At 47.1% G+C, this 19,915-nt stretch carries 28 protein-coding genes and 1 tRNA gene; 12 read left to right on the top strand and 17 right to left on the bottom strand.

Annotated elements, in window-relative coordinates; translation table 11 throughout:
- Nucleotides 1-10 precede the first annotated feature (10 nt).
- Nucleotides 11-610, bottom strand: a complete 600-nt coding sequence (locus tag ACM6JA_RS04670) for a class I SAM-dependent methyltransferase (RefSeq protein WP_414851399.1) — start codon at nucleotides 608-610, stop codon at nucleotides 11-13.
- Between the two features lie 238 nt (nucleotides 611-848).
- Here ACM6JA_RS04670 and ACM6JA_RS04665 point away from each other — a divergent pair, with 238 nt between their 5' ends.
- On the top strand, nucleotides 849-1,157 hold the full coding sequence (locus tag ACM6JA_RS04665) for a DUF4870 domain-containing protein (protein ID WP_069852527.1): 309 nt from the start codon (nucleotides 849-851) through the stop codon (nucleotides 1,155-1,157).
- A gap of 79 nt (nucleotides 1,158-1,236) precedes the next feature.
- Here the strand turns inward: ACM6JA_RS04665 and ACM6JA_RS04660 are convergent, their stop codons facing one another.
- From ACM6JA_RS04660 to ACM6JA_RS04625, 8 genes are all read right to left on the bottom strand, one after another.
- Nucleotides 1,237-1,869 (bottom strand): NAD(P)-dependent oxidoreductase, encoded by a 633-nt coding sequence (locus tag ACM6JA_RS04660; protein WP_414851398.1) that lies wholly within the window; start codon nucleotides 1,867-1,869, stop codon nucleotides 1,237-1,239.
- A gap of 189 nt (nucleotides 1,870-2,058) precedes the next feature.
- A complete protein-coding gene (locus ACM6JA_RS04655; RefSeq protein WP_414851397.1) occupies nucleotides 2,059-2,448 on the bottom strand; it encodes a rhodanese-like domain-containing protein in 390 nt (129 codons plus the stop codon).
- 24 nt (nucleotides 2,449-2,472) lie between these two features.
- Entirely contained in the window at nucleotides 2,473-2,739 is a 267-nt protein-coding gene (locus tag ACM6JA_RS04650) for a metal-sensitive transcriptional regulator (protein ID WP_414851396.1), read from the bottom strand.
- Between the two features lie 115 nt (nucleotides 2,740-2,854).
- Nucleotides 2,855-3,337, bottom strand: coding sequence for a DsrE/DsrF/DrsH-like family protein (locus ACM6JA_RS04645; protein WP_414851395.1), 483 nt, complete (start codon nucleotides 3,335-3,337; stop codon nucleotides 2,855-2,857).
- Between the two features lie 84 nt (nucleotides 3,338-3,421).
- The gene (locus ACM6JA_RS04640; protein WP_414851394.1) at nucleotides 3,422-4,210 is read right to left on the bottom strand and encodes a sulfite exporter TauE/SafE family protein; all 789 of its coding nucleotides are present in this window, start codon (nucleotides 4,208-4,210) and stop codon (nucleotides 3,422-3,424) included.
- A 340-nt stretch (nucleotides 4,211-4,550) separates the two neighbouring features.
- Nucleotides 4,551-4,775, bottom strand: coding sequence for a sulfurtransferase TusA family protein (locus ACM6JA_RS04635; protein ID WP_007719853.1), 225 nt, complete (start codon nucleotides 4,773-4,775; stop codon nucleotides 4,551-4,553).
- 28 nt (nucleotides 4,776-4,803) lie between these two features.
- Nucleotides 4,804-5,955: an MBL fold metallo-hydrolase gene (locus tag ACM6JA_RS04630; RefSeq protein WP_414851393.1), complete on the bottom strand. Its 1,152-nt coding sequence runs from the start codon at nucleotides 5,953-5,955 to the stop codon at nucleotides 4,804-4,806.
- A gap of 13 nt (nucleotides 5,956-5,968) precedes the next feature.
- Nucleotides 5,969-6,550 (bottom strand): sulfurtransferase TusA family protein, encoded by a 582-nt coding sequence (locus ACM6JA_RS04625; RefSeq protein WP_414851392.1) that lies wholly within the window; start codon nucleotides 6,548-6,550, stop codon nucleotides 5,969-5,971.
- 175 nt (nucleotides 6,551-6,725) lie between these two features.
- Between ACM6JA_RS04625 and ACM6JA_RS04620 the strand changes: the two genes are divergently transcribed.
- Nucleotides 6,726-7,154 carry a DUF4275 family protein gene (locus tag ACM6JA_RS04620; RefSeq protein WP_414851391.1) on the top strand — a complete coding sequence of 143 codons (429 nt, stop codon included), beginning with the start codon at nucleotides 6,726-6,728 and terminating at the stop codon, nucleotides 7,152-7,154.
- Between the two features lie 81 nt (nucleotides 7,155-7,235).
- Here ACM6JA_RS04620 and ACM6JA_RS04615 read toward each other — a convergent pair whose 3' ends face one another.
- The 3 genes from ACM6JA_RS04615 to ACM6JA_RS04605 all read right to left on the bottom strand — a co-directional run bounded on the left by ACM6JA_RS04615 (nucleotide 7,236) and on the right by ACM6JA_RS04605 (nucleotide 9,289).
- Nucleotides 7,236-8,543 (bottom strand): penicillin-binding transpeptidase domain-containing protein, encoded by a 1,308-nt coding sequence (locus ACM6JA_RS04615; RefSeq protein WP_414851390.1) that lies wholly within the window; start codon nucleotides 8,541-8,543, stop codon nucleotides 7,236-7,238.
- Nucleotides 8,527-9,057 (bottom strand): RNA polymerase sigma factor, encoded by a 531-nt coding sequence (locus tag ACM6JA_RS04610; RefSeq protein ID WP_414851389.1) that lies wholly within the window; start codon nucleotides 9,055-9,057, stop codon nucleotides 8,527-8,529. The genes ACM6JA_RS04615 and ACM6JA_RS04610 overlap by 17 nt, the downstream gene beginning before the upstream one ends.
- A 143-nt stretch (nucleotides 9,058-9,200) precedes the next feature.
- A tRNA-Ser gene (locus ACM6JA_RS04605) sits at nucleotides 9,201-9,289 on the bottom strand.
- Nucleotides 9,290-9,448: 159 nt separating this feature from the next.
- Between ACM6JA_RS04605 and ACM6JA_RS04600 the strand changes: the two genes are divergently transcribed.
- Nucleotides 9,449-10,168, top strand: coding sequence for a pseudouridine synthase (locus ACM6JA_RS04600; RefSeq protein WP_414851388.1), 720 nt, complete (start codon nucleotides 9,449-9,451; stop codon nucleotides 10,166-10,168).
- 39 nt (nucleotides 10,169-10,207) lie between these two features.
- Here the strand turns inward: ACM6JA_RS04600 and tadA are convergent, their stop codons facing one another.
- Nucleotides 10,208-10,690, bottom strand: a complete 483-nt coding sequence (tadA, locus tag ACM6JA_RS04595) for a tRNA adenosine(34) deaminase TadA (RefSeq protein WP_390240123.1) — start codon at nucleotides 10,688-10,690, stop codon at nucleotides 10,208-10,210.
- Nucleotides 10,691-10,874: 184 nt separating this feature from the next.
- Here tadA and ACM6JA_RS04590 point away from each other — a divergent pair, with 184 nt between their 5' ends.
- The 6 genes from ACM6JA_RS04590 to nagE all read left to right on the top strand — a co-directional run bounded on the left by ACM6JA_RS04590 (nucleotide 10,875) and on the right by nagE (nucleotide 16,853).
- Nucleotides 10,875-11,372 carry a ribonuclease H-like YkuK family protein gene (locus ACM6JA_RS04590; RefSeq protein ID WP_007719824.1) on the top strand — a complete coding sequence of 166 codons (498 nt, stop codon included), beginning with the start codon at nucleotides 10,875-10,877 and terminating at the stop codon, nucleotides 11,370-11,372.
- Nucleotides 11,373-11,739: 367 nt separating this feature from the next.
- A complete protein-coding gene (gene glcT, locus ACM6JA_RS04585; RefSeq protein ID WP_414851387.1) occupies nucleotides 11,740-12,597 on the top strand; it encodes a glucose PTS transporter transcription antiterminator GlcT in 858 nt (285 codons plus the stop codon).
- Between the two features lie 129 nt (nucleotides 12,598-12,726).
- The gene (locus ACM6JA_RS04580) at nucleotides 12,727-13,224 is read left to right on the top strand and encodes a PTS glucose transporter subunit IIA (RefSeq protein WP_409176508.1); all 498 of its coding nucleotides are present in this window, start codon (nucleotides 12,727-12,729) and stop codon (nucleotides 13,222-13,224) included.
- Between the two features lie 29 nt (nucleotides 13,225-13,253).
- Entirely contained in the window at nucleotides 13,254-13,520 is a 267-nt protein-coding gene (locus ACM6JA_RS04575; protein WP_012683821.1) for an HPr family phosphocarrier protein, read from the top strand.
- 31 nt (nucleotides 13,521-13,551) lie between these two features.
- A complete protein-coding gene (ptsP, locus tag ACM6JA_RS04570; protein WP_414851386.1) occupies nucleotides 13,552-15,264 on the top strand; it encodes a phosphoenolpyruvate--protein phosphotransferase in 1,713 nt (570 codons plus the stop codon).
- A gap of 149 nt (nucleotides 15,265-15,413) precedes the next feature.
- Nucleotides 15,414-16,853 (top strand): N-acetylglucosamine-specific PTS transporter subunit IIBC, encoded by a 1,440-nt coding sequence (nagE, locus tag ACM6JA_RS04565; protein ID WP_414851385.1) that lies wholly within the window; start codon nucleotides 15,414-15,416, stop codon nucleotides 16,851-16,853.
- Between the two features lie 18 nt (nucleotides 16,854-16,871).
- Here the strand turns inward: nagE and ACM6JA_RS04560 are convergent, their stop codons facing one another.
- A complete protein-coding gene (locus ACM6JA_RS04560) occupies nucleotides 16,872-17,132 on the bottom strand; it encodes a hypothetical protein (protein ID WP_414851384.1) in 261 nt (86 codons plus the stop codon).
- 13 nt (nucleotides 17,133-17,145) lie between these two features.
- Complete coding sequence (locus ACM6JA_RS04555; protein WP_414851383.1) at nucleotides 17,146-17,358, bottom strand: helix-turn-helix domain-containing protein; 213 nt, start codon at nucleotides 17,356-17,358, stop codon at nucleotides 17,146-17,148.
- A 166-nt stretch (nucleotides 17,359-17,524) separates the two neighbouring features.
- Between ACM6JA_RS04555 and ACM6JA_RS04550 the strand changes: the two genes are divergently transcribed.
- A complete protein-coding gene (locus ACM6JA_RS04550; protein ID WP_414851382.1) occupies nucleotides 17,525-17,881 on the top strand; it encodes a helix-turn-helix domain-containing protein in 357 nt (118 codons plus the stop codon).
- 103 nt (nucleotides 17,882-17,984) lie between these two features.
- Here the strand turns inward: ACM6JA_RS04550 and ACM6JA_RS04545 are convergent, their stop codons facing one another.
- Complete coding sequence (locus tag ACM6JA_RS04545) at nucleotides 17,985-18,332, bottom strand: winged helix-turn-helix transcriptional regulator (RefSeq protein ID WP_039960453.1); 348 nt, start codon at nucleotides 18,330-18,332, stop codon at nucleotides 17,985-17,987.
- Between the two features lie 197 nt (nucleotides 18,333-18,529).
- Here ACM6JA_RS04545 and ACM6JA_RS04540 point away from each other — a divergent pair, with 197 nt between their 5' ends.
- Nucleotides 18,530-18,940: a DoxX family protein gene (locus tag ACM6JA_RS04540; protein WP_007719798.1), complete on the top strand. Its 411-nt coding sequence runs from the start codon at nucleotides 18,530-18,532 to the stop codon at nucleotides 18,938-18,940.
- A 67-nt stretch (nucleotides 18,941-19,007) separates the two neighbouring features.
- Here ACM6JA_RS04540 and ACM6JA_RS04535 read toward each other — a convergent pair whose 3' ends face one another.
- Nucleotides 19,008-19,616 carry a hypothetical protein gene (locus ACM6JA_RS04535; RefSeq protein WP_414851381.1) on the bottom strand — a complete coding sequence of 203 codons (609 nt, stop codon included), beginning with the start codon at nucleotides 19,614-19,616 and terminating at the stop codon, nucleotides 19,008-19,010.
- Nucleotides 19,617-19,701: 85 nt separating this feature from the next.
- Here ACM6JA_RS04535 and ACM6JA_RS04530 point away from each other — a divergent pair, with 85 nt between their 5' ends.
- Nucleotides 19,702-19,878, top strand: coding sequence for a hypothetical protein (locus tag ACM6JA_RS04530; RefSeq protein WP_007719793.1), 177 nt, complete (start codon nucleotides 19,702-19,704; stop codon nucleotides 19,876-19,878).
- Nucleotides 19,879-19,915: the final 37 nt, after the last annotated feature.

Raw genomic sequence — 19,915 nt, 5'->3', positions numbered from 1 at the left:
AGAAATCCTCCTAGCCGACACCCTTGCCATCATCCTTCCGGCAAATGTAGACAAAGGCAGGTGGCAGATTCAATGGAACCATCTTCACCGATACTTGCTCAAATACAGAGGAAAGCTGCTTTTTCATTTGCAGCGAATATTGAAAGGCGACAAATACTCCGCCTGGTTTTAGCGCATGATATACCTGATCCATAATTTGATCACGCAGCTCTTGTGGGAAGTTGGCAAATGGCAGTCCCGACAAAATACAGTCGGCTTTGCCCAATCCCGCTTCCGAAAGAACCCGATTCAAATCTACCGCATCTTCTTGGAATCGTACATCGGGAAATAGTGGTTCCAACCTTTTGCGCATCTTGGTCTCCTTTTCAAAGGATACCAGTACGGCTTCCGGGTTTTTCTTTTGCTCGATCCACTTCGTAAAAATCCCCGTTCCTGCTCCTAATTCCACAATTGTATGTGCTTGCTCCCAGTCGATGGGCGCAACCATTTGTTTACAAAGCGCACGGGAGCTAGGGGTAATACTACCTACCTGGCCAGGTGACCGCAAAAAATTATAGAAGAACATCATCCGATCCTTCATGCTGGATGGATGATGACAATCGATCATCATGTCTATATGCTCCCTCCTCAATTCTTGCCTATCTCATTATCATATCCAAAAAACATTACGAATTATCTACCAAAAACGAAAGATTTTCTTACTACTATAACAGTAAACGAATGGAAATAAAAATTCCTCCGTCTATAGTCGGAGTAAATAATCACGCTCATGATGGTTTTTCGAGCTGTTTCCATACGTTACAATGACAGTAGATCAAGTTTTACATCTAATCAAGGAGGACTTATTTATGGATTATAAAGGTGTAAAAGTCATAACGCACGCTAGCACATTTTTTGCACCGATCCTTGTGCCCATTCTTGTCTGGCTGCTCGTACAAAATCGTGACGCCAAAAATATGGCGCTGCAAGCTTTGTTCTTCCACATCATTATGACGGTGCTCATCGCAATTTCCTGGTTCTTCACCTTCTTGTTGATTGGGATTCCGTTCCTGATTGTGTTTGGACTGATGGCGATCTACTACCCGATTAAAGGTATCATCTATTCCTTAAATGGACGCCCGTTTTCCTACCCATTCGTCGGTGGGATTGGCAGATAATCTATATACACAACAAAGACCAGCTATCCTTTAGGTAGGAAGCTGGTCTTTTTGTTAAGGAGCCTAATTCCAATCGAGATTAGGAGCCTACTGTGAAGCGTTCATTGCGATGCTTCGGATTTTCGATTTCATCGAGCAACGCCACTGCGTAGTCGGCATAGCTCACATAGCTCTGGCCGCTAGCGTTCACTAGCAGATGGTCTTTTCCGAGTTGGTACGCGCCTGTTTTCTCCCCTGATGGATCAAAAAAGGCAGATGGACTGATATAGGTCCATTGAATGCCGTTTGACTCTTCCAATACACGCAAGTACTCTCCATGCTTTTGCGCAGTTGCCAAGTAAGCCTTAGGGAAATCAGGAGTTTCTACGAGACGCAGTGTTTTGGCTTCGTCTACAAACAGACTGCCTGCACCACCTACAACGAGCAAACGTGTAGTAGGAGCACCTTTCAACGCTTCAATCAAAGCCTTCCCTGACTCTACATGCAGATGTTCCTGACCTGCTGGTGCACCAAAAGCGTTCACGACTACGTCAAAGCCGTTCAAATCTGCTGCTGTCAGGTCAAACACATCTTTCTGAATGACAGCTACGTCGGCTTGCTCGATTTTGGATGCATCACGCACAATCGCTGTCACTTGATGACCACGATCCAACGCCTCTTTCATAATCACCTTACCTGCTTTACCGCTTGCTGCTACAATTGCAATCTTCATGATGATATTCCCTCCGTTTTGTATGTTGTAGATGTAACTTATTTAGTTACAACTCTCTCGAAAATAATAGGCGTTACCGCATCGCCCTGTTGTAATCATTTTAGTTACAACGAAACAAAATGTCAACCCTGTTTTTTCATCGCATAAAAAAAGCACCCGGGTATTCACACATACACCAGGTGCTAGCTGTTACTTCTTTTTCGTCGGACCATTCCAGGTAATGAACCCGCCTTGCAGATGCGCCATCTGAGGAATGCCGTGTTTCTTTAAAATTTTTGCTGCCTGCTTACTTCGCATCCCGCTCCGGCAGTATAGCAATATATCGTTCTTGCTGGAAATTTCTTTTGCACGATGGTCGAGCTGAGACAAAGGGATGTTCACCGCTGATGGAATATGACCCGCTTTATATTCGTGCGGTTCACGTACGTCGATGAGCAGCACCCTGCTTTTTTGGTTGACCCGTTCCTTGAACTGATCTGACTTGAGATTTTCCAATCCCTTCACAGGAACGAAGCGAGAGATGACATACCAAATAATTACCGCATAAGCGATCAGCAAAAGAATCGTAGTGAAACTCATAGGAAGCTCCTCTCCAAAATCGGTTTAACGGCTCTTGACCAAAAGCTCTACGGCTTCTTTCACCAGCTTGCTCGTGTCTCCACCAACAGCCTGTTCTTCTAACAAACAGCGTTGCAGATTTTCCGCTACAATCTGGGCAATCGCCTTGTCTGAAGCGTTGCGAACAGCGGAGAGCTGCGCTACTACGTCTTTACAGTTTTTCTGCTCGTCCATCATTTTCAGCACACCGCCAACCTGTCCCTGGATTCGGCGTAAACGTCTTTTGATATCGTCACTGTAGTTGTAATCCATATGAATTCCTCCTGTTTCACGACAAGGCATACGTATCAATCTTGGAACTACCTTACATACAGGTATCTTATGCGAAATACAGGCAATGTCAAGCGAAGCGCCTACGCGAGCTGTTTTAAATAAACAGGTTTACTTTTGCCTGTGTCGCATCCCCAAAATAAGCGGCTACACCTGCATACTCCATTCCGTCGAGCAATTCCTCCTGTTTGAGACCGAGCAAGTCCATCGTCATCGTACAAGCGACCAGCTTCACTCCCTGCTCCTGAGCCAGCTCGATTAGTTGTGGAAGCGTCAGGGCATTGTGTTTTTTCATGACATGCTTGATCATTTCTGGTCCCATGCCCATCATGTTCATTTTAGACAGTCCGAGCTTCTTGGCGCCTCTTGGCATCATCCAACCGAATGCTTTTTCAAGCCATCCCTTTTCTACCTTCACGATCTCGTCCTTGCGCATGGTATTCAGCCCCCAGAAGGTGAAGAAAATCGTGACATCATGATCATAGGCCGCAGCTCCGTTCGCAATAATAAAGGCTGCAATCGCTTTATCCAAGTCACCGCTGAACAACACAATCGTCGTTTTTTCTTTTTGTTTTTCCATGTAAGAACACTCCTTTTCAATACTTATACTTGTATAGGTATAAAGATAAGCGAAAGAAGCTTTTGCAACGAAAAGCATCTTTCCTTATAGAATGTCACTCCAAATCTTGATAGCCGTTCCACTGATCAGCACAATCAGGCCATAACGCAAATATTTCACATCGCTCTTGGCGCTGACCATACTGCCCACCGGCGCCCCCAAAACACTTCCGATGACCGTATACAATACGGGCAAGAGCGGAATTTGCCCACCCGACAGCTTCCCGATCACACCACCTATTGCGGAGATGAATACAATGGCCAAAGATGAGGCAATCGTCACGCGCGTAGGTATTTTCAACACGGTCAGCATGATGGGAATGAGGATAAACGCTCCCCCTGCACCGACAATCCCGGATATGATGCCTACAGCAAACGCAGCACCAGCAGCAATGAAGCGGTTATATGTGACTTCCCCTGCTGCCGCTTCTGTTCCCCTATTTTTCACGAGCATCAAAATCACGGCGATGATCGCCAGTATCCCGTATACCAAATTGATGCTTTCATTCGACAAGTATTGGGAGAGAGCCGCACCAATCAGGCTTCCCGTCAAGATGCTTACCCCCATATCTCTGACGAGTCCTTTATGAATCAGGGGCGAGTTTTTCCCGTTTCTTTTGCGGAAAGCCAGTACGCCAGACAGCGACGCGAAAAATACTTGAAACATCGATATCACCGAAACTTCCTGGGCGGAAAACTGCGCCACACCTAGTGCCGGTGGTATAAACAGAAGCATCGGATAGCTGATGATCGCTCCGCCAATCCCGAGCAATCCGGAAAAAAAGGAGCCGACAAAACCGAGAGAGACCATGAGCAGAAGCAGTAAAACGTCCATATATCCTCCTCGCATTCCCACCTAACACATCGGAATGCTCAACCCTCTTTTCAAATGAACGATCTTCAAGTAAAATTAATTCCGAGTAAATAACTGCGAATAAGGTGATTTAAATGGTCCGCTTTTTCAAATCCATTTTTCAGCACCGGTGCCCCACCTGCCAAGAACCTTTGCGCTCACACAAAAATGCCTTATTCAGTGAAAAACAATGCCCTAATGGCCACTACAAAGAAGAAATCTATACGCACCTTGGCGTACGTATCGTTTATGAAAATCAGGAGTAAGCGAGCACTACACGAACCGTTAGCGGCTTCATCCAATAGTGATCGCTTCTGTCTCCCTACAGCTTTTTCACTAAAAATTTGTACACACCGTTCTCAACCTCATGGGAAACCAGCTCATTCCCTGTTTGCTTGACCCATGCGGTGAAATCGTTCAGAGAGCCTTTATCCGTCGAGAGTACTTCCATGGTTTGACCGGATTGCATTCCGTCCATTGCTTTTTTTGCTTTGACGATAGGCATCGGGCAAGCCAGACCTTTTGTATCTACCACAATATCCGCCATGTTTTTCATTCCTCCTGTTATCTTTTCGTTATTTATCGTGAATGGCGCAGCGATTTGGCCCTACTTCCATCTCTTGTTGTTCCTCTTCGCTCGGTTTTAATTTCCCCATGTTCACTTGGCGAATCTCTTGATACGCATTCGGCTGCGGCGGCAAATGATGCGTAACGATATGCCGGAATTCACTTTCATCCGCAATCGTTAGCCCTGGATTGTTGCGATACAAATCACCCAAACGAGCAGATACGACACCCATTGGTCCAAGCTCGGTGTAGCTGCCAAAATGAGCAGGCAACACGACTAAATGCTCGGGAAGCTCTTTATATCGATTATACAAGGTGTTGTGCAGGTCTCCCACCCAATCTTCTGCTTTCCCAGCCAAATCCGGGCGTCCGATCGAAGCGACGAACAGACTGTCTCCCGTGAGAAAATACGTATCATCAACAATCAGTGACGTACTCCCGATGGTATGTCCGGGGGAATAGATCGGCAGGATCGCGATTTTGGTCGCACCCACCTGAATTTCCTGCCCTTCCTCTAGCTTACGATAGGAATACGTAACTTCTTCCGCATCTTTTTCTGGAAGCCAATACGATGCATCGAGCCGATCTGCCAGCTTCTTTCCACCGGAAATATGGTCCGCATGCAGATGGGTATCGATGGTGTATTTGATCGTCCATTGATGCTTTGCTGCAAATGCTTCGTACACATCCGTCATCCGCAATGTATCGACGACAGCCGCCTCCCCTCCTGATACGATCATGTAAGACAAGCAGCCTTTTCCAATGCGGACAAACTGATAAATCGCACCGCCATCACGGAGATCACCCACCTTCACTGGCTCCAGATGCTCACTCCACGCCTTCATTCCTCCTTGCAGGTAAAAAACATCCGTAAAGCCCGCTTCTGCTAGCATCTCTGCGACAAAAATGGACGAGCCCTCTTTCGCACAGACGACCAACACCTTCTGTTTCTCAGGGATTTTATCAAGAACAGCCTCCACCCCATCCAGCAAATCAAAGTAAGGGATGTTCACGCTCATGACACGATGTCCTTCGATTTGCCAATTCTCATAATCGCTCGTATTGCGAACGTCGAGAATAAACAATTCCTCCTTCGCAAAGAGAAGCTGCGTTAGCTCGTGTGCTGTCATTGCCTTCACATTTGTTTGTTGTTCCATCATCTTTCTCTCCCCCTTATTGTTTTTCTGCCGGGCCATTCCAGCCGGACATACCCGGTACTACATTGGTGATTTTGGTAAAACCTTTTTCAGCCAGCAACTGACAAGCCATGTCGCTACGTTTGCCGGATCGGCAGATGATATAGAGGTCGTCATCGGGCTGTAGCTCATCCAAGCGCTGTTCTAATACTCCTAGGGGTATTGAAATGGCTACAGGAATGCGGTGAAAAGCGTATTCTGCTGGCTCCCGCACATCAATGAGTGTCAGCTTTTCGTTGACTTCAAGCTTTTTTTGTAGTTCTTCATTAGAAATGGTCCGCAAGAAGTTCGTCTCCTCCTTCACCTCATGGGTACTCGCTTTTCGCAGGAAATGCTTTAATACCTCCCCCTCCTGAATCGAGCCCAGAAATTCATGCCCGGTATTGTTTGCCCAGCTTTTCAAATCGGCCATTGAGCCTTTATCAGTCGCTTGTACTTCCATCACTTGACCCGGTAACATCTCTTCCATCGCTTTTTTTGTGCGTACGACAGGCATTGGACATGCCAAGCCTTTGCAATCTAATGTTTTATCAGCGGTAAAATTCGATTGTACAGACATGTTGTCTACCTCCTACATTTTGGTTGAAAATGTGATTGATCAACTTTATACGTATACCCCTATGGGTATTATGATATGCACCTAGTTTTTCTTTGTCAATAGGCGAGATGTTACCGACCCACTCTTTCATACGTATTTCCTTAGAGATGAACTTGTACCAACATGGAGGCGCCCAATGAAACTAGCTGATCGGATGAAGGAGAAGAACACGAAGACAACAGAGCTGTCAATTTGGGGACCGTACTTACGGGAAGAATGGGAGAAGCATTTTGCGAGCCATCTGACCGAAGAAGATAAAGAGAGGATATTTCTCAAAAATAAAGACGGCTACCAGGGGTATCTGTGGCATTTATTTAGCAATAAGCTGAGGGATTGTCTTGAACGCGAGGAAGCGGATGAAGCCTTTCAGCAGGTTGCCCATGAGTCGTACTATTTGTTTTACCAGCTTTCCAACGAAGTGTTGATCTTGGAAAATGCTTCGGCGTTTTCTGTCGCGGACTTGGAAATGGAATACGATGTGTATGTCGTGGATAAGGATTTTACGTGGACGTATGTGAAGACCCATGAAACCCAATGGTGTGGGCCTTATTTTTGTAGGAAGTAGGATGGGGAAAACAAAGAGAGGAAGCATTCGGATACCTTTAGGGGTATGCCGCTATGCTTCCTTTTTTGATGGATGGGTCGATTATCGTTGCTGGAGATACTGCAAACTGTTTTCCATGATTTCTTTGAAAGGGGGAGCAACAATTTCTTTCCCCCATAATCCTAACCAGAGGTCTGTATTCGGGTTATCGACAGCTATGTAAACCAATAGCTTTGGATCATCGCTTGGTGCAAAGCCGATAAACGAATACGTATATTTTCCTTCGATAATTTTTCCTTGCTGGTCGCGTTTCTCTGCTATTCCTGTTCGCCCAGCGACTCTATGTTCTTTTATGGAAAAGGCTGTATCTGAGCCAGGTTTGTTTTTTACTAACGCTTCTAAAACTTCTCGAACCTGTTTGGCTGTTTCTTCTGATATAACTCGACGCCCTTTGTCAACGTGGTTCATTTCCTCCTTCATCATATGTGGTTTCATTAACTCACCACCGTTGGCAATGGCTCCGACAGCAGCTACTTGTTGAATTGCAGAGGCAGAACCAGCAAGTCCATAAGCTGCCATTGCCTTATCATAAGGAGTATCCATATTGGGTATCCTTCCAGACTGTTCATTTAATTGTTCGGTGCCCGTTTTCGCTCCAAACCCGAACCGTTCAAAATATTGCTGCAATGAGTCATTGGGTATCTGTTCACTGAGCTTGGCAAAAGCTACTTGAGAAGAACGTTGGATACCTTCTGAATACGTAATCTGTCCCCAGCCCTTACCAACATTACGATCTTTTATAAACTTGTCCGGGGTAATCTCGTAGGTTCCGGACTCGTAAGTTTCGTTATCCTTATACTTCCCCTCTTCAATAGCAACCGCCAACGTCACGATCGGAAATGCGACCACAGGATCTGGTATCGCCCTTACTATGTGTGGAACCTGATCATTGGGTCGTTTCAGATTCCCCATCCCAAGGATTTCTCCGGTATTTGGATCGGTAACGATTACCGTCATATTTTCGGGCTGATAGGCTTTGCCGGTCTTATGTATCGCTTCTTCTACATACTCCTGAATTTGTGAATCGAGGGTCAGAACCATATCTGCTTGGGACGTAGTTTCCGCGGCTTGTGCCTTTTGACTCTCCCCTGTTTTCATCTGTTGTGCGCTTGGCACGGATGAGGTTACCTCCGAAGGCATCCACTGATATGCGATAAACAATAAAGCAAATGAAGCAACTGCCCCCCCGATGACCTTGGCATACTTTTTTCGCCTTTTCATTTGTACGAGCAGCTCCCTTTCTCGACGGATATAACTCGCGATTTCACGTCGCTTGTCCTCATCCATCTGAAGCGACGGAAATGATTGCAGCACTGTGCTTATCTCTTTTTCTTCAATAGATGACGTCATGTAGATTGACCTCCCTGCCGCTCTTGCCCATTTGTATTTGCAATTCTTTTATGGCCCGATGAAGCGTTGTGCTGACTTTTGCTTCACTCCAGCCCAAAATTTCTGCTGTCTCTGCTGTAGATACTCCCTCGATCAATCGCAGGATTAGAACTTCTCGATACGTGCTTTTGAGATGATTCATCGCTTCATAAACTTCCTGCAATTGTTCCTTTAACACCAATGCCTTCTCAGGTGTGCGCTCTTTGGAAGTGAGGAGTCGAAGGACGTTTTCGGGGAACCAATCCATCATTTTTTGCTTTCGCCTATAATCAATCGCTGCATGGCGCGCGATGGTCAGAAGCCATGTCTTGGGCTGTGCTCTGCCTTCATAACTTGATAAGGCTCTGAGCGCCTTCGTAAAAACTTCCTGGACTAAATCCTCGACATCTCTACGTCCGGTAAAATACGCGAGGTAATTGTAAATATCATGGCCGTATTGCTGGAACCATCGCTCTATTCGATCATCGGAATCCATTCGTACGCTCCTTTTTATGGGTTTGTACCTTATTAGACGCAAAAATGAGATTTGCTTACAGTTTTGTGATATAAAAAAATGAAGCATACTTCTGCCGCACTGGCAAAAATATGCTTCATTCTCTTCGATCCGAAAAATCTAAGCGGAGAGAGTGGGATTCGAACCCACGCACGCCTCACGACGCCTAACGCATTTCGAGTGCGTCCCCTTATGACCACTTGGGTATCTCTCCATATTTAGTTTGTCAGAAACATTATCTACTATAGCAAAATACAGTCAAAAATGCAAGACTCATTCCTCTGCATTCCCCTTGATTTGCGCGGCTCATTAGGCCAAACTAATAACAGCACACACGATTGGTATCCGATCAGAAGAAAAGCGAGGAACATATATGAAACGTGAACGTTTGGACAAGGTGCTGGCCAATATGGCAATCGGCACACGCAAGGAAGTGAAAGCATTAGTGAAACAGCGACTGATCGTCGTGGACGGCGTTGTCGCAACAGACCCTGGGATGCATGTCATTGCCGAGGAACAGGAAATTCTTGTGGATGGAGAACCGCTTAACTTTAAGCGCTGGGTATACGTTTTGCTGAACAAGCCGCCTGGAGTGGTTTCTGCTACAGAGGACAATGTTCATGAAACCGTAGTGGACTTGCTCCCATACGAGTGGGCTATCAAGGTGCATCCGGTAGGCCGACTGGATATTGATACAGAGGGTCTCTTGCTCTTGACCAATGACGGTCACCTCTCCCATAGCCTCTTGTCCCCGAAAAAGAAAGTGGACAAGGAGTACTTTGCACGCATCGATGGCCGGGTCACTCAGCACCATGTACAGGAGTTCGCCAAAGGCGTGGAATTAGAGGACTTCACTACACTGCCAGCCAAGCTGGAGATTCTCTCTCCGGGAGAAACATCAGAGATTCGTGTCACCATCATGGAAGGAAAGTTCCATCAGGTAAAGCGGATGTTTGCTGCTTTCGACCTGCAGGTCACCTATTTGCAACGGATTCGTATGGGCCCGCTTCACCTTGACCCGTCCCTTGCCCCTGGTGAGTATCGCGAACTGACTGAAGAAGAGCTGCACATGCTGCAAAACGTAAACAAATAAAAACCGCCTGCATGCAGACGGTTTGTCCAGACAGCCCGGTCATTCCTGTACCGGCTGTCTTTTTTTTCGCAATCCACGAAAGAAGTCCTTGAGCATCTGCCCGCATTCCTCTGCAAGCACACCCTCTATGACTGGCACCTGATGATTGAAGCGCGGTTCCGCGAGCAGGTTCATTAATGTCCCGGCACAGCCCGCCTTCGGATCGCGAGCGCCATACACGACCTGTTCGATGCGGCTTTGAACGATTGCACCCGCACACATTGGACACGGCTCCAATGTCACGTACAGCGTACATCCGATCAAGCGCCATCCACCCAAGCGTTCACTTGCCTCCCGTATCGCGATCAATTCCGCGTGCAAGGTAGGGTCTTTTTGTGTTTCCCGCAAGTTGTAGCCACGCCCTACGATTTCCCCGTCGCGCACGATGACCGCACCGATCGGAACCTCGCCAATCGCAGCGGCTTTCCGGGCCTCTTCCATGGCTTGTTTCATATAATAATCATGTTCATTTGTTTGTATCACGTTTCCCTAAAGCTCCTTCAAAAACAGTCTTTCGTCCCGAACAAACGGACCATTTTACCCAAAAAAGTTGATTCAAGAAGTTTTTGTCCCTACCCGTTCACATACTATCTGAGAGATTACATACATTAATGATGTAAGGAAGAAGTATGCAAATCTTTGTTAGCCTCTTTCTGGAGGGATGTGAGTGGGCTTAACCTCTGCAAATACGTTATTTGATCGCTTTCACAGTCCGACTAGAGGTCTACTGGCAAAAGAAGAAGTGTTTTCCCACATCGAACATACCATCTCATCAATAGATGGTCCATTTGAAATTATTGTGGGGGCCGACTCTCAATTAAAAAGCCGCGGGACTTTTTTTGCCCTTGTTATCACAGTGATTCGTCCCGGCCATGGGGGTACCTTCTTCTATCACAAATTTCAGGAACGCCGGTATTCATCCTTGCAACAGCGTATATTTCAGGAAGCGATGTACGCAGTCGGACTTGCCACAGAAGTACGCCAATATTTGCGGGACCACCACTTAGATACTCCCATCCGCCTGCATTTTGATATCGGTACGAATGGCCCTACCCGTAAGTTTATCCAGTCTTTGTTGAGCTTAGCAGAAACCAATCACTTTCGTGCCGAAATCAAACCGAACTCCTTCTGTGCATCTACGATTGCCGACAAGTACACCAAGTAACAAAACAGGCGGATTGCTATGAGGCGTCCGCTTGGCTTTGTTTTGCTCTTATCCTGATGGTTCAAACAATTCGGGACAGGCTCTTGCATCTCCTGCCCACCGTGTTTTTTCACGTAAACAGGGTGATTGACAATGTACGAGACGTGAGCTATTATAAGCTTTAATTGAAGCGTTTTCACAAGGCGTGTTACTGGTAATGCAGGCATGAGCCGAGAAGATCTTTTTCTTGTTAAAAAGGTTTTTTCGGCTCTTTTTTCTGATTAACGTCATGGTTCATCGGCGTTTTTCATTAAATTGGATGTGACCGCTTGCGGTAAGCAAATACGGTCATGGACCGTTTTTGTCTATCAAAAGGTGGTGGAATGGATTGTCCCGTGAAAAGGAAAAAACGTACGCAATTACGCGTGTGTTGAACCATAACGTCGTACTCGTGGAAGAACCCGGATCCGGCCAAGAAATTGTCCTGTTCGGAAAAGGAATCGGATTTGGCGCAAAACCCGGGATTACCATCCCCGCCCAAGACTTGCGTGTGGAAAAGCGCTTCAGGCTCGAAAATGAAAGCCACCAGAAGCAGTATCAGAACATCCTGAGCCAAGTAGATCCTGCTGTCGTAGGAATTGCGGAAGAAATCATCGCTCTCATTGCGATGGAGATTACGCCAGAATTGAACGAACACGTCCACGTTGCCTTGCCTGACCATATCCAGTTTGCCATCTATCGGCTCAATAACGGTATGGAGATCGTGAATCCGTTCTTGTTCGAAATCCAGACGCTGTACACGAAGGAGTACGCGCTGGCGAATCGGGCAGCGGATATGATCAAAAACGCATTCGACCTGGACATTCCAGATAGTGAAATCGGATTTCTGGCCTTGCACATTCACTCCGCGATCAGCTACGTCCCAGTAAAAAAGGCTGTCCAATTCACCAACATCATCACGGAGTTGGTAAGCCTGATTGAAGAGCGAACAGCCATTACGATTGAACGCAGTACCATTGATTACGTTCGCCTCATTACGCATTTGCGCTTTGCCGTTGAGCGCATCCGTCAACAAAAATTCATCAAGAACCCGCTTCTGGACCGAGTCAAAACCACCATGCCAGAAGCCTATCAATTGGCAACAGAGCTGGCTCAATACATCTCCACCCGTCTCGAGATCGCTGTACCAGAAGACGAGGTTGGTTACATGGCTCTGCACCTTTATCGCTTATTACAACAAAATTAAATCATAATCCTGCGTGTTACTAGCTCGACTAGGCATGAGCGGTGAGATCATACGGACATAGTAAGTATGTCGTCGTATGAATTCAACCGTCTCATGCCTTTTTTGGTTCAGACGCAAAAGGAGGATACTATGCTACGCAGTCTTTTTTCCCGGAAAAAACAACAACAAGAGGTAACCTTTCTTGCACCATTAACAGGTACCGTACTACCCCTGTCCGAAGTTCCTGATCCTGTATTCGCAGGTAAAGTCGTTGGTGATGGTGTAGCGATTTTGCCAAGTGCAGACACGCTCGTCTCCCCTGTCGATGGAAAGGTAACGCATCTTTTCCCTACCCACCATGCGATCGGGCTGTCGACTGAAAGTGGTCTTGAGATATTGATGCATATCGGAATTGATACTGTGAAATTAAACGGGAAAGGCTTTACTCCGTTTGTCTCGGTCGGCGATCAGGTGAAAGCTGGCGACAAGCTCATCCAATTCGACAAGAGTGTACTGGAAGATGCGGGTTGTCCGATCGTAACACCGATCGTTATTACAAACGGTGATCGGGTTGCTGAAAAAAATGTGGTGGCAAAAGCAACTGTGCAAGCAGGCCAAGAGCCACTTATGACTGTCGTCTTAAAATAAACGAAGCGCATGGTTGAGGGAGGTACAACATGGTTCAATTTGAAGTAACCGTCAATGTAGAGGGTGGGCTCCACGCGAGACCAGCAGCTCTACTCGTGAATTGTTCGTCGCAATCTCAGTCAAAGATTACGCTGAGCAAAGGGACAAAACACGCAGATGGCAAAAGCATTCTCGGCATCATGACGTTGGGTGTCTCCCAAGGCGACACCCTGACCGTTCAGATCGACGGAGCGGATGAACAAAACGTAGCCACTGCGATTCAGCAGCTATTGGAGCAATCCTCGTCAAACATATAGTGTAAACGACGGACAGGAAGGTGAAGGATGTATGTTAAAAGGAATCCCGGTATCCGCTGGCATTTCAATTGCCCCTGTTTTACGCCTCACACACGAAACAGCCATCACGCAGGCAGAGTCCACCACTCCAGTGGATACGACTCAGGAGTTAGGACTACTTAACAAGAGCGTAGAGCAAGCACGCGAACAACTGGAAAAGCTAAGAGAACAGACAGAGGAACAATTAGGCTCGGAAAAGGCGGCCATCCTCTCTGCTCATATTGCCTTTTTGGATGACCCGGCATTTGTCGGGGAGATGAGTGCGCTCATCGAAAATCAACAACTGGTGGCATCTGCCGCCGTCTCGCAAGTAGCCGATCAGTTCATCGCTCTCTTTGAGAGTATGGACGATGCCTACATGAAAGAGCGCGCGGATGATATTCGTGATGTAAGCCGCCGTCTGATTCGAAATATTTCGGGCGGTGACACCGTCATCTCCTACCCGGAAGAGCCTTTTATTCTGGTTGCTTGGGACGTCACTCCATCCGAGACGCTTCAGCTTCCGCTCCAGCATGTACGGGGAATTGTTACGGCAAAAGGTGGCGCTACCTCCCATGCAGCCATATTGGCACGCTCTCTCGGTATTCCCGCTGTCATGGGTGCAGGCGAGACCTTGATGGAAAAAGTAGATTCCGGAAGTTTGCTGATTATCGACGGCACATCCGGACAGTTGATTGTTTCGCCTGATGCGAATACACTGGCTGCCTATCAGGAAAAGGCCGCGCAGGAAGAGAAGGAACGCCAATTGTACGAAGCCATTAAGGAACTGCCTGCCGAAACTACCGATGGTCACCGCGTTCACCTGATGGCAAACATGGCTGTGCCAGAAGAATCTGATGCACTGATTGCATCTGGTGTAGAAGGAATCGGGTTGTTCCGCTCCGAGTTTTTGTTCATGGATCGCAGCACCCTTCCCGATGAGGGCGAACAATTTGCTGCATACAAGCACGTAGCCGCTGCTTTTGGCGACAAGCCGGTCATCATTCGCACCTTGGATGTTGGCGGCGACAAGCATTTGCCGGCACTCGCACTTCCACAGGAGGAAAACCCGTTCCTTGGTTTCCGCGCCATGCGGATCTCGTTAGCCAGACCGGAATTGTTCCTGGTGCAATTACGCGCTCTCTTGCGTGCTAGCGCATTTGGTCGCCTGCTGATCATGTTCCCGATGATTTCCCATCTGGAGCAGCTGCGTGAAGCCAAACGACTGCTGGAGCAAGCGAAAACAGAGCTGCGAGCAGAAGGGATCGCTTTTGACGAGAAGATCGCAGTAGGCATGATGATGGAAATTCCGGGTGCCTGCCTGCAAGCAGATGCGTTTGCGAAAGAGGTAGACTTTTTCAGCATCGGCACGAATGATCTCGTTCAATATACCTTGGCTGTAGACCGGATGAATGCCAATATCGCCGAGCTGTACAGCTACTACCATCCGGCCGTATTACGATTGATTTCCCAAGTCATCGAAGCTTCCCATAGGGCGGGCATTTGGACTGGGCTGTGTGGGGAAATGGCCGGAGATCCGTTAGCGACCAAGCTCTTGCTCGGATTGGGACTCGATGAGTTCAGCGGTGCCGCTTCGGTCATGCCAAAAGTCAAAGAACGTATCCGCTCCACCAGCGTAGAGGAAGCCAAACAACTTGCCGAGCACGTTCTTGCACTCTCTACTGTAGACGAGGTCGTTCAATATCTGAAAGACAAAGCCTTATAAAAGGTTTTGTCACCCGAGTACCGAAAGCGCTTCCAATATCGATCAGAATGGTCTCTCTCCGGCTTATTCTTTGTGCCCTCATCATTTTGCATTTATCCGGAGAGCGGCTTCCCTGATAAATTCATTCCATCCCAAGGAGGTTTTATCCTATGCTCGCTTTTCTGCAAAAGATTGGGAGAGCCCTCATGCTCCCGGTCGCAACGTTGCCAGCCGCAGCGATTTTGCAAAGCTTTGGTCTTCTCAAATTCGAGAAGGACCTCAATCTCGGCGCCTTTGGTGCATTCATGGACTCGTACATCGCTCCGCTTTTGGCTGCTGGCGGTGCAGCCATTTTTGACAACCTGGCTTTAATCTTTGCTGTCGGTGTTGCCATTGGCTTGGCTGGAGATGCTGTTGCTGCTTTGGCCGCTGTCATTGCCTACGTCGTATTGACGAAAGTACTTGCAGCTGTTCCTGCTGCCATGCCTTTCATCGCGGACGATTTAAAACTGAACATGGGTGTCATCGGTGGTATTATGGCGGGTGGTATTGCAGCGTTTTTCTACAACCGCTACCATTCGATCAAGCTGCCAGAATGGCTAGGCTTCTTTGGTGGAAAACGCTTCGTCCCGATCATCACTTCTCTTTCCATGGTTGTCGTCGGCTTGATTTTCGGGATCATTTGGGGGCCGATCCAGGTTGCCCTTGACTCATTGGGTTCTTGGATCGTAGGTCTCGGCGCAACAGGTTCTTTCTTGTTCGGATTCTTCAACCGATTGCTCGTTCCATTTGGTTTGCACCACGTACTCAATGCGATTGCCTGGTTCCAAATCGGTGACTTTACCGATGCGACAGGAAAAGTGGTACACGGCGACTTGCATCGTTTCTTTGCGGGAGACCCATCAGCAGGAATGTTTATGACTGGTTTCTATCCGATCATGATGTTCGCACTTCCTGGAGCGGCTTTCGCTATTATTCACTCAGCGCGCCCTGAAAAACGCAAAGTAGTTGCTTCTATGTTTATTGGTGCAGCTCTCGCTTCGTTCCTGACCGGGATTACCGAGGTAGTTGAATTTGCGTTCATGTTCGCTGCTCCACTCCTGTATTTTGTTCACGCGATATTGACGGGTGTGTCCGGGTATATCGTGACCTCTCTGGGTATCAAGCACGGCTTTGGATTCTCAGCGGGTCTGATCGACTACGGCATCAACTACCACCTCTCTACGAATGCTTGGATGATCATCCCGATTGGTCTGGCATTCGCCGTGGTCTACTACGCCCTGTTCCGTTTCCTAATCGTAAAGCTGAACCTCAAGACGCCAGGACGTGAGGATGACGAAGATATGACAGCTACAGCTAAGGGAAGGAACAATTCCATGCAGGATAAAGCGATCCAAGTGCTCACTCACATTGGTGGAAAAGAAAACATCGTTAGCGTAGACGCTTGCATCACTCGTTTGCGTCTCGTCTTGAAGGACGACAAGAAGGTCAATGACAAAGCTTTGAAGGACCTTGGTGCAGCAGGTGTTATGCGACTGGGTCAAGGAAGCGTGCAAGTTGTCTTCGGAACCCATTCGGAGCTGCTAAAAGAAGAGATCAGCAAGCTGTAAAATACAAAGAATGCCCGGTCACGGTGAAGTCCGTACCGGGCTTTTTTCTGTTTCCTGAATGGGTAACGGACGCGACCCGGCATCATTCCCATCATGTGTCGTACTATATGAGCATCGCGCGCTATTTTCCAACTCCTTTTCAAACATGACCAAGCGCTCGAGAAATCCCTCGCAAGCCGGCATACTCTGAGGCGCCATCATTTCAATTTCGTAAGCGACGGTCTTTCTCCATATTTCCAGCTGCCTTCGATTTGCCTCCCAAGCGTTCAAGCCCCCCACCCCTTTTGCTAAATCAGCAAATTAACCTAATAAAAAAATCAAGCATGTTACATCGTAGTTTTTTAGCCAACACTGGCAGATGATTAGCCTTGAAGTCATATTCTCCCTTCTCGTACTTCAAGTATGTCGAAGCATTTCGAAACCCGAGTGCTTCCGCCATTTCTTGCAAGGTCAGCTTGCACTCATTACGTCGTTGCGCGATAAACGGGAGGTTGAGTCGTTCCACCAGTTATCTCCTCCTGATTTGCAAAAATGGCAAATATTTATAGTTACATCATATCCTTTCAATTTTAGCAAAGTCAATACAGATTTTGTCATATTAGCAATCTTGTTTTTTCCGTTTTGGAAAATTGTTAGAATGGAATTGCCAAAACGATAAAGGTGGTCTCACGATGTCCATAATTGGTCAACGCATAAAATGGCTGCGCGAGCAAAAACAATGGTCACAACTTCAATTAGCTGAAAAGCTGGGCATACATAATACGGTACTTTCGCGAATTGAGTCAGGCGAAAAGAAAGGCGTCGATTTTCATCTGATTTCCAAAGTCGCAGATTTATTTGAAGTATCCACCGATTTTCTCCACGGGCGCACGGAGGAACCATCTTGGAAACGCGGTTCTGTCAGGGAAACACCGGCGACCTTTTTAGATGTCGATGGTCTGACAGAGGACGAGCTGGTTGAGGTCAAGCGCCATATTGAATTTTTAAAGTGGAAGGCTTTGCAAGAAAAGAACGAAGACCCTTCTTGAAGATTTGAAGATTAACGAATAACAGAAAAACCCCTGTCTCCAGGGGTTTTCATCGTGGCAAGCGTCAGGCATACTCTCCTGATGCTTTTTTATATAGGCTGTGTTATTCTTCGCTGTCGTTAGCCATTTCGTCTGCATTCAACTCGATCCAGCTCTGCGACCAAGACTCAATTCCTTTGAGCACTGGAGTCAGAGCTTTTCCCATCTCCGTTAAGGAATACTCTACGCGGACAGGAGCAGAATCAGTAAACACCTGCCGATGCACGAGTCCTTCCTTCTCCAAATCCTTCAAACGCTCAGAAAGTAGCCTTCCGCTTACTGGCAGGGCCCCTTCCAATCCACAGAATCGCTGTGGTCCCGACAACAACTGGTATAGGATTAGACCTGTCCATCGCTTCCCCAACAACTGCATACCTTTTTCGAACTTGGGACAGAGGGTAGACTGTTTCATAGGTATCACCTCATTCTCCCTCCAGTATACCGCTCTTTGTTCAATCCATCAAAACCAATGATGCGAATCAACCTTGAAAATTGCACTTGCCAACTGTTGGGATTTTATTGAATCACTTGACTTAGGAAATTATTATTGTATACTTACTAACGAAAAGTAACTTTGTTACGCATTTAAATTTTCGGAGGGATTCATATATGTCTAATCGTTTTGAATGGAGCGCACTTATTCTACGTGTGATTGCTGGTCTTACTTTTGCCATTCACGGAGTGGCTAAATTCCAAATGGGGCTGGAGAATGTCGCTGGTTTCTTCGGGACCATGGGACTCCCTGCATTCATTGCTTATCTCGTTGCCTTCTTGGAGGTAGTAGGTGGTATTGCCTTGATTCTCGGTCTGGGTACTCGCGTGTTCGCAGGTGCGTTGTCTGTTGTCATGCTTGGTGCGATCTTTAAAGCCAAGCTCGCTGCCGGCTTCCTGGGCGGTGAAGGTGGAGCTGGTTATGAGTTGGATCTGGCCTTGCTAGCGATGTTGGTTTCTCTTGGTATCAGCGGCAGCTCCAAGTTCGCGCTGGACGCTATCCTGTTTGGAAAAAGATCGGTTGAGTAATGCCATTGTTAACGTATAAAAGCCAGTCTGAAGGCCATTTTCGAGCCTTCTGACTGGCTTTTTCTCTTTATTCTTTCTGCGGCGATTCCTCGATCATTTTTTTATTGATGATTCTTATTTTGTCTGCTGGTGATTGCTCGTCCTTTGCACTAATAAATACGGAGTTATCTCCCGCTTCAAAAAACATGACATAATCCTGATCGGCCATGCTCTTCTCTTCACTGACAGGCGCCCCCAGATTTTTACGAATTGTGTCCAGATTCGTTTCATTTAGATGAAGACCAGCCAAATCAATTCCATATACGCGATCCTGCCCATCAAAATAAATGAGCGCACTCTCTAGCTTCTCAAAAACTTCATAGCGCCCGCCATCCCAATAATCCTGTTTCGTTACCTTGCCGTATAGCGCAGAAACCTCATCCCGCTTCATCCCGATGTGGATATCGAAGCCACTGATCTCGTTTTTGGATAACTGCTTTAAAAATTGATCGTCCAGAATAATTTGGCTCACAGTAGCGGTTTGCTTCTCTTGCTTTTGGTCGCCCCCGCTATTTCCCGCCTCTTGCTGCTGCTCGGTTACAGGCTGTTGTTTAGAATCTGTTGATACGCTCGCGTCAGGTGAACAGCCTCCCGTAATCAAGCCTGCTACTACGGTCATACACACCCATTTTCTCATCCGACTTCATCTCCTCTTGAATGGTCTCATCGCAACTTCGTCACTGGTAAGACGTATCTTTTAGTAAAAGTGAGGTGTTGTATGAATGCCACTCTGGTTACTCGTCGTACTTATTTTCGGAGGTCTCTTGCTGATTGGAGCCATCATCGATTGGATTGCCAAGCGCCGGAAGCAGAGAGTCCTCATAGAGCGTAACAACCGTGATTCCCATTCCTTTGATGAAGGATACGATCCGAGAAATAAAGACGAATATCTCAATTGATAGACGCTGCTCCCCATCATTTGGTTACGAAACCGTA

It is taken from the genome of Brevibacillus sp. IT-7CA2 (genome assembly GCF_949767855.1).
Taxonomy (GTDB): Bacteria; Bacillota; Bacilli; order Brevibacillales; family Brevibacillaceae; genus Brevibacillus.
Note: the sequence above shows the minus strand (reverse complement) of the source record. Positions and strands in the feature narration are given on the sequence as shown.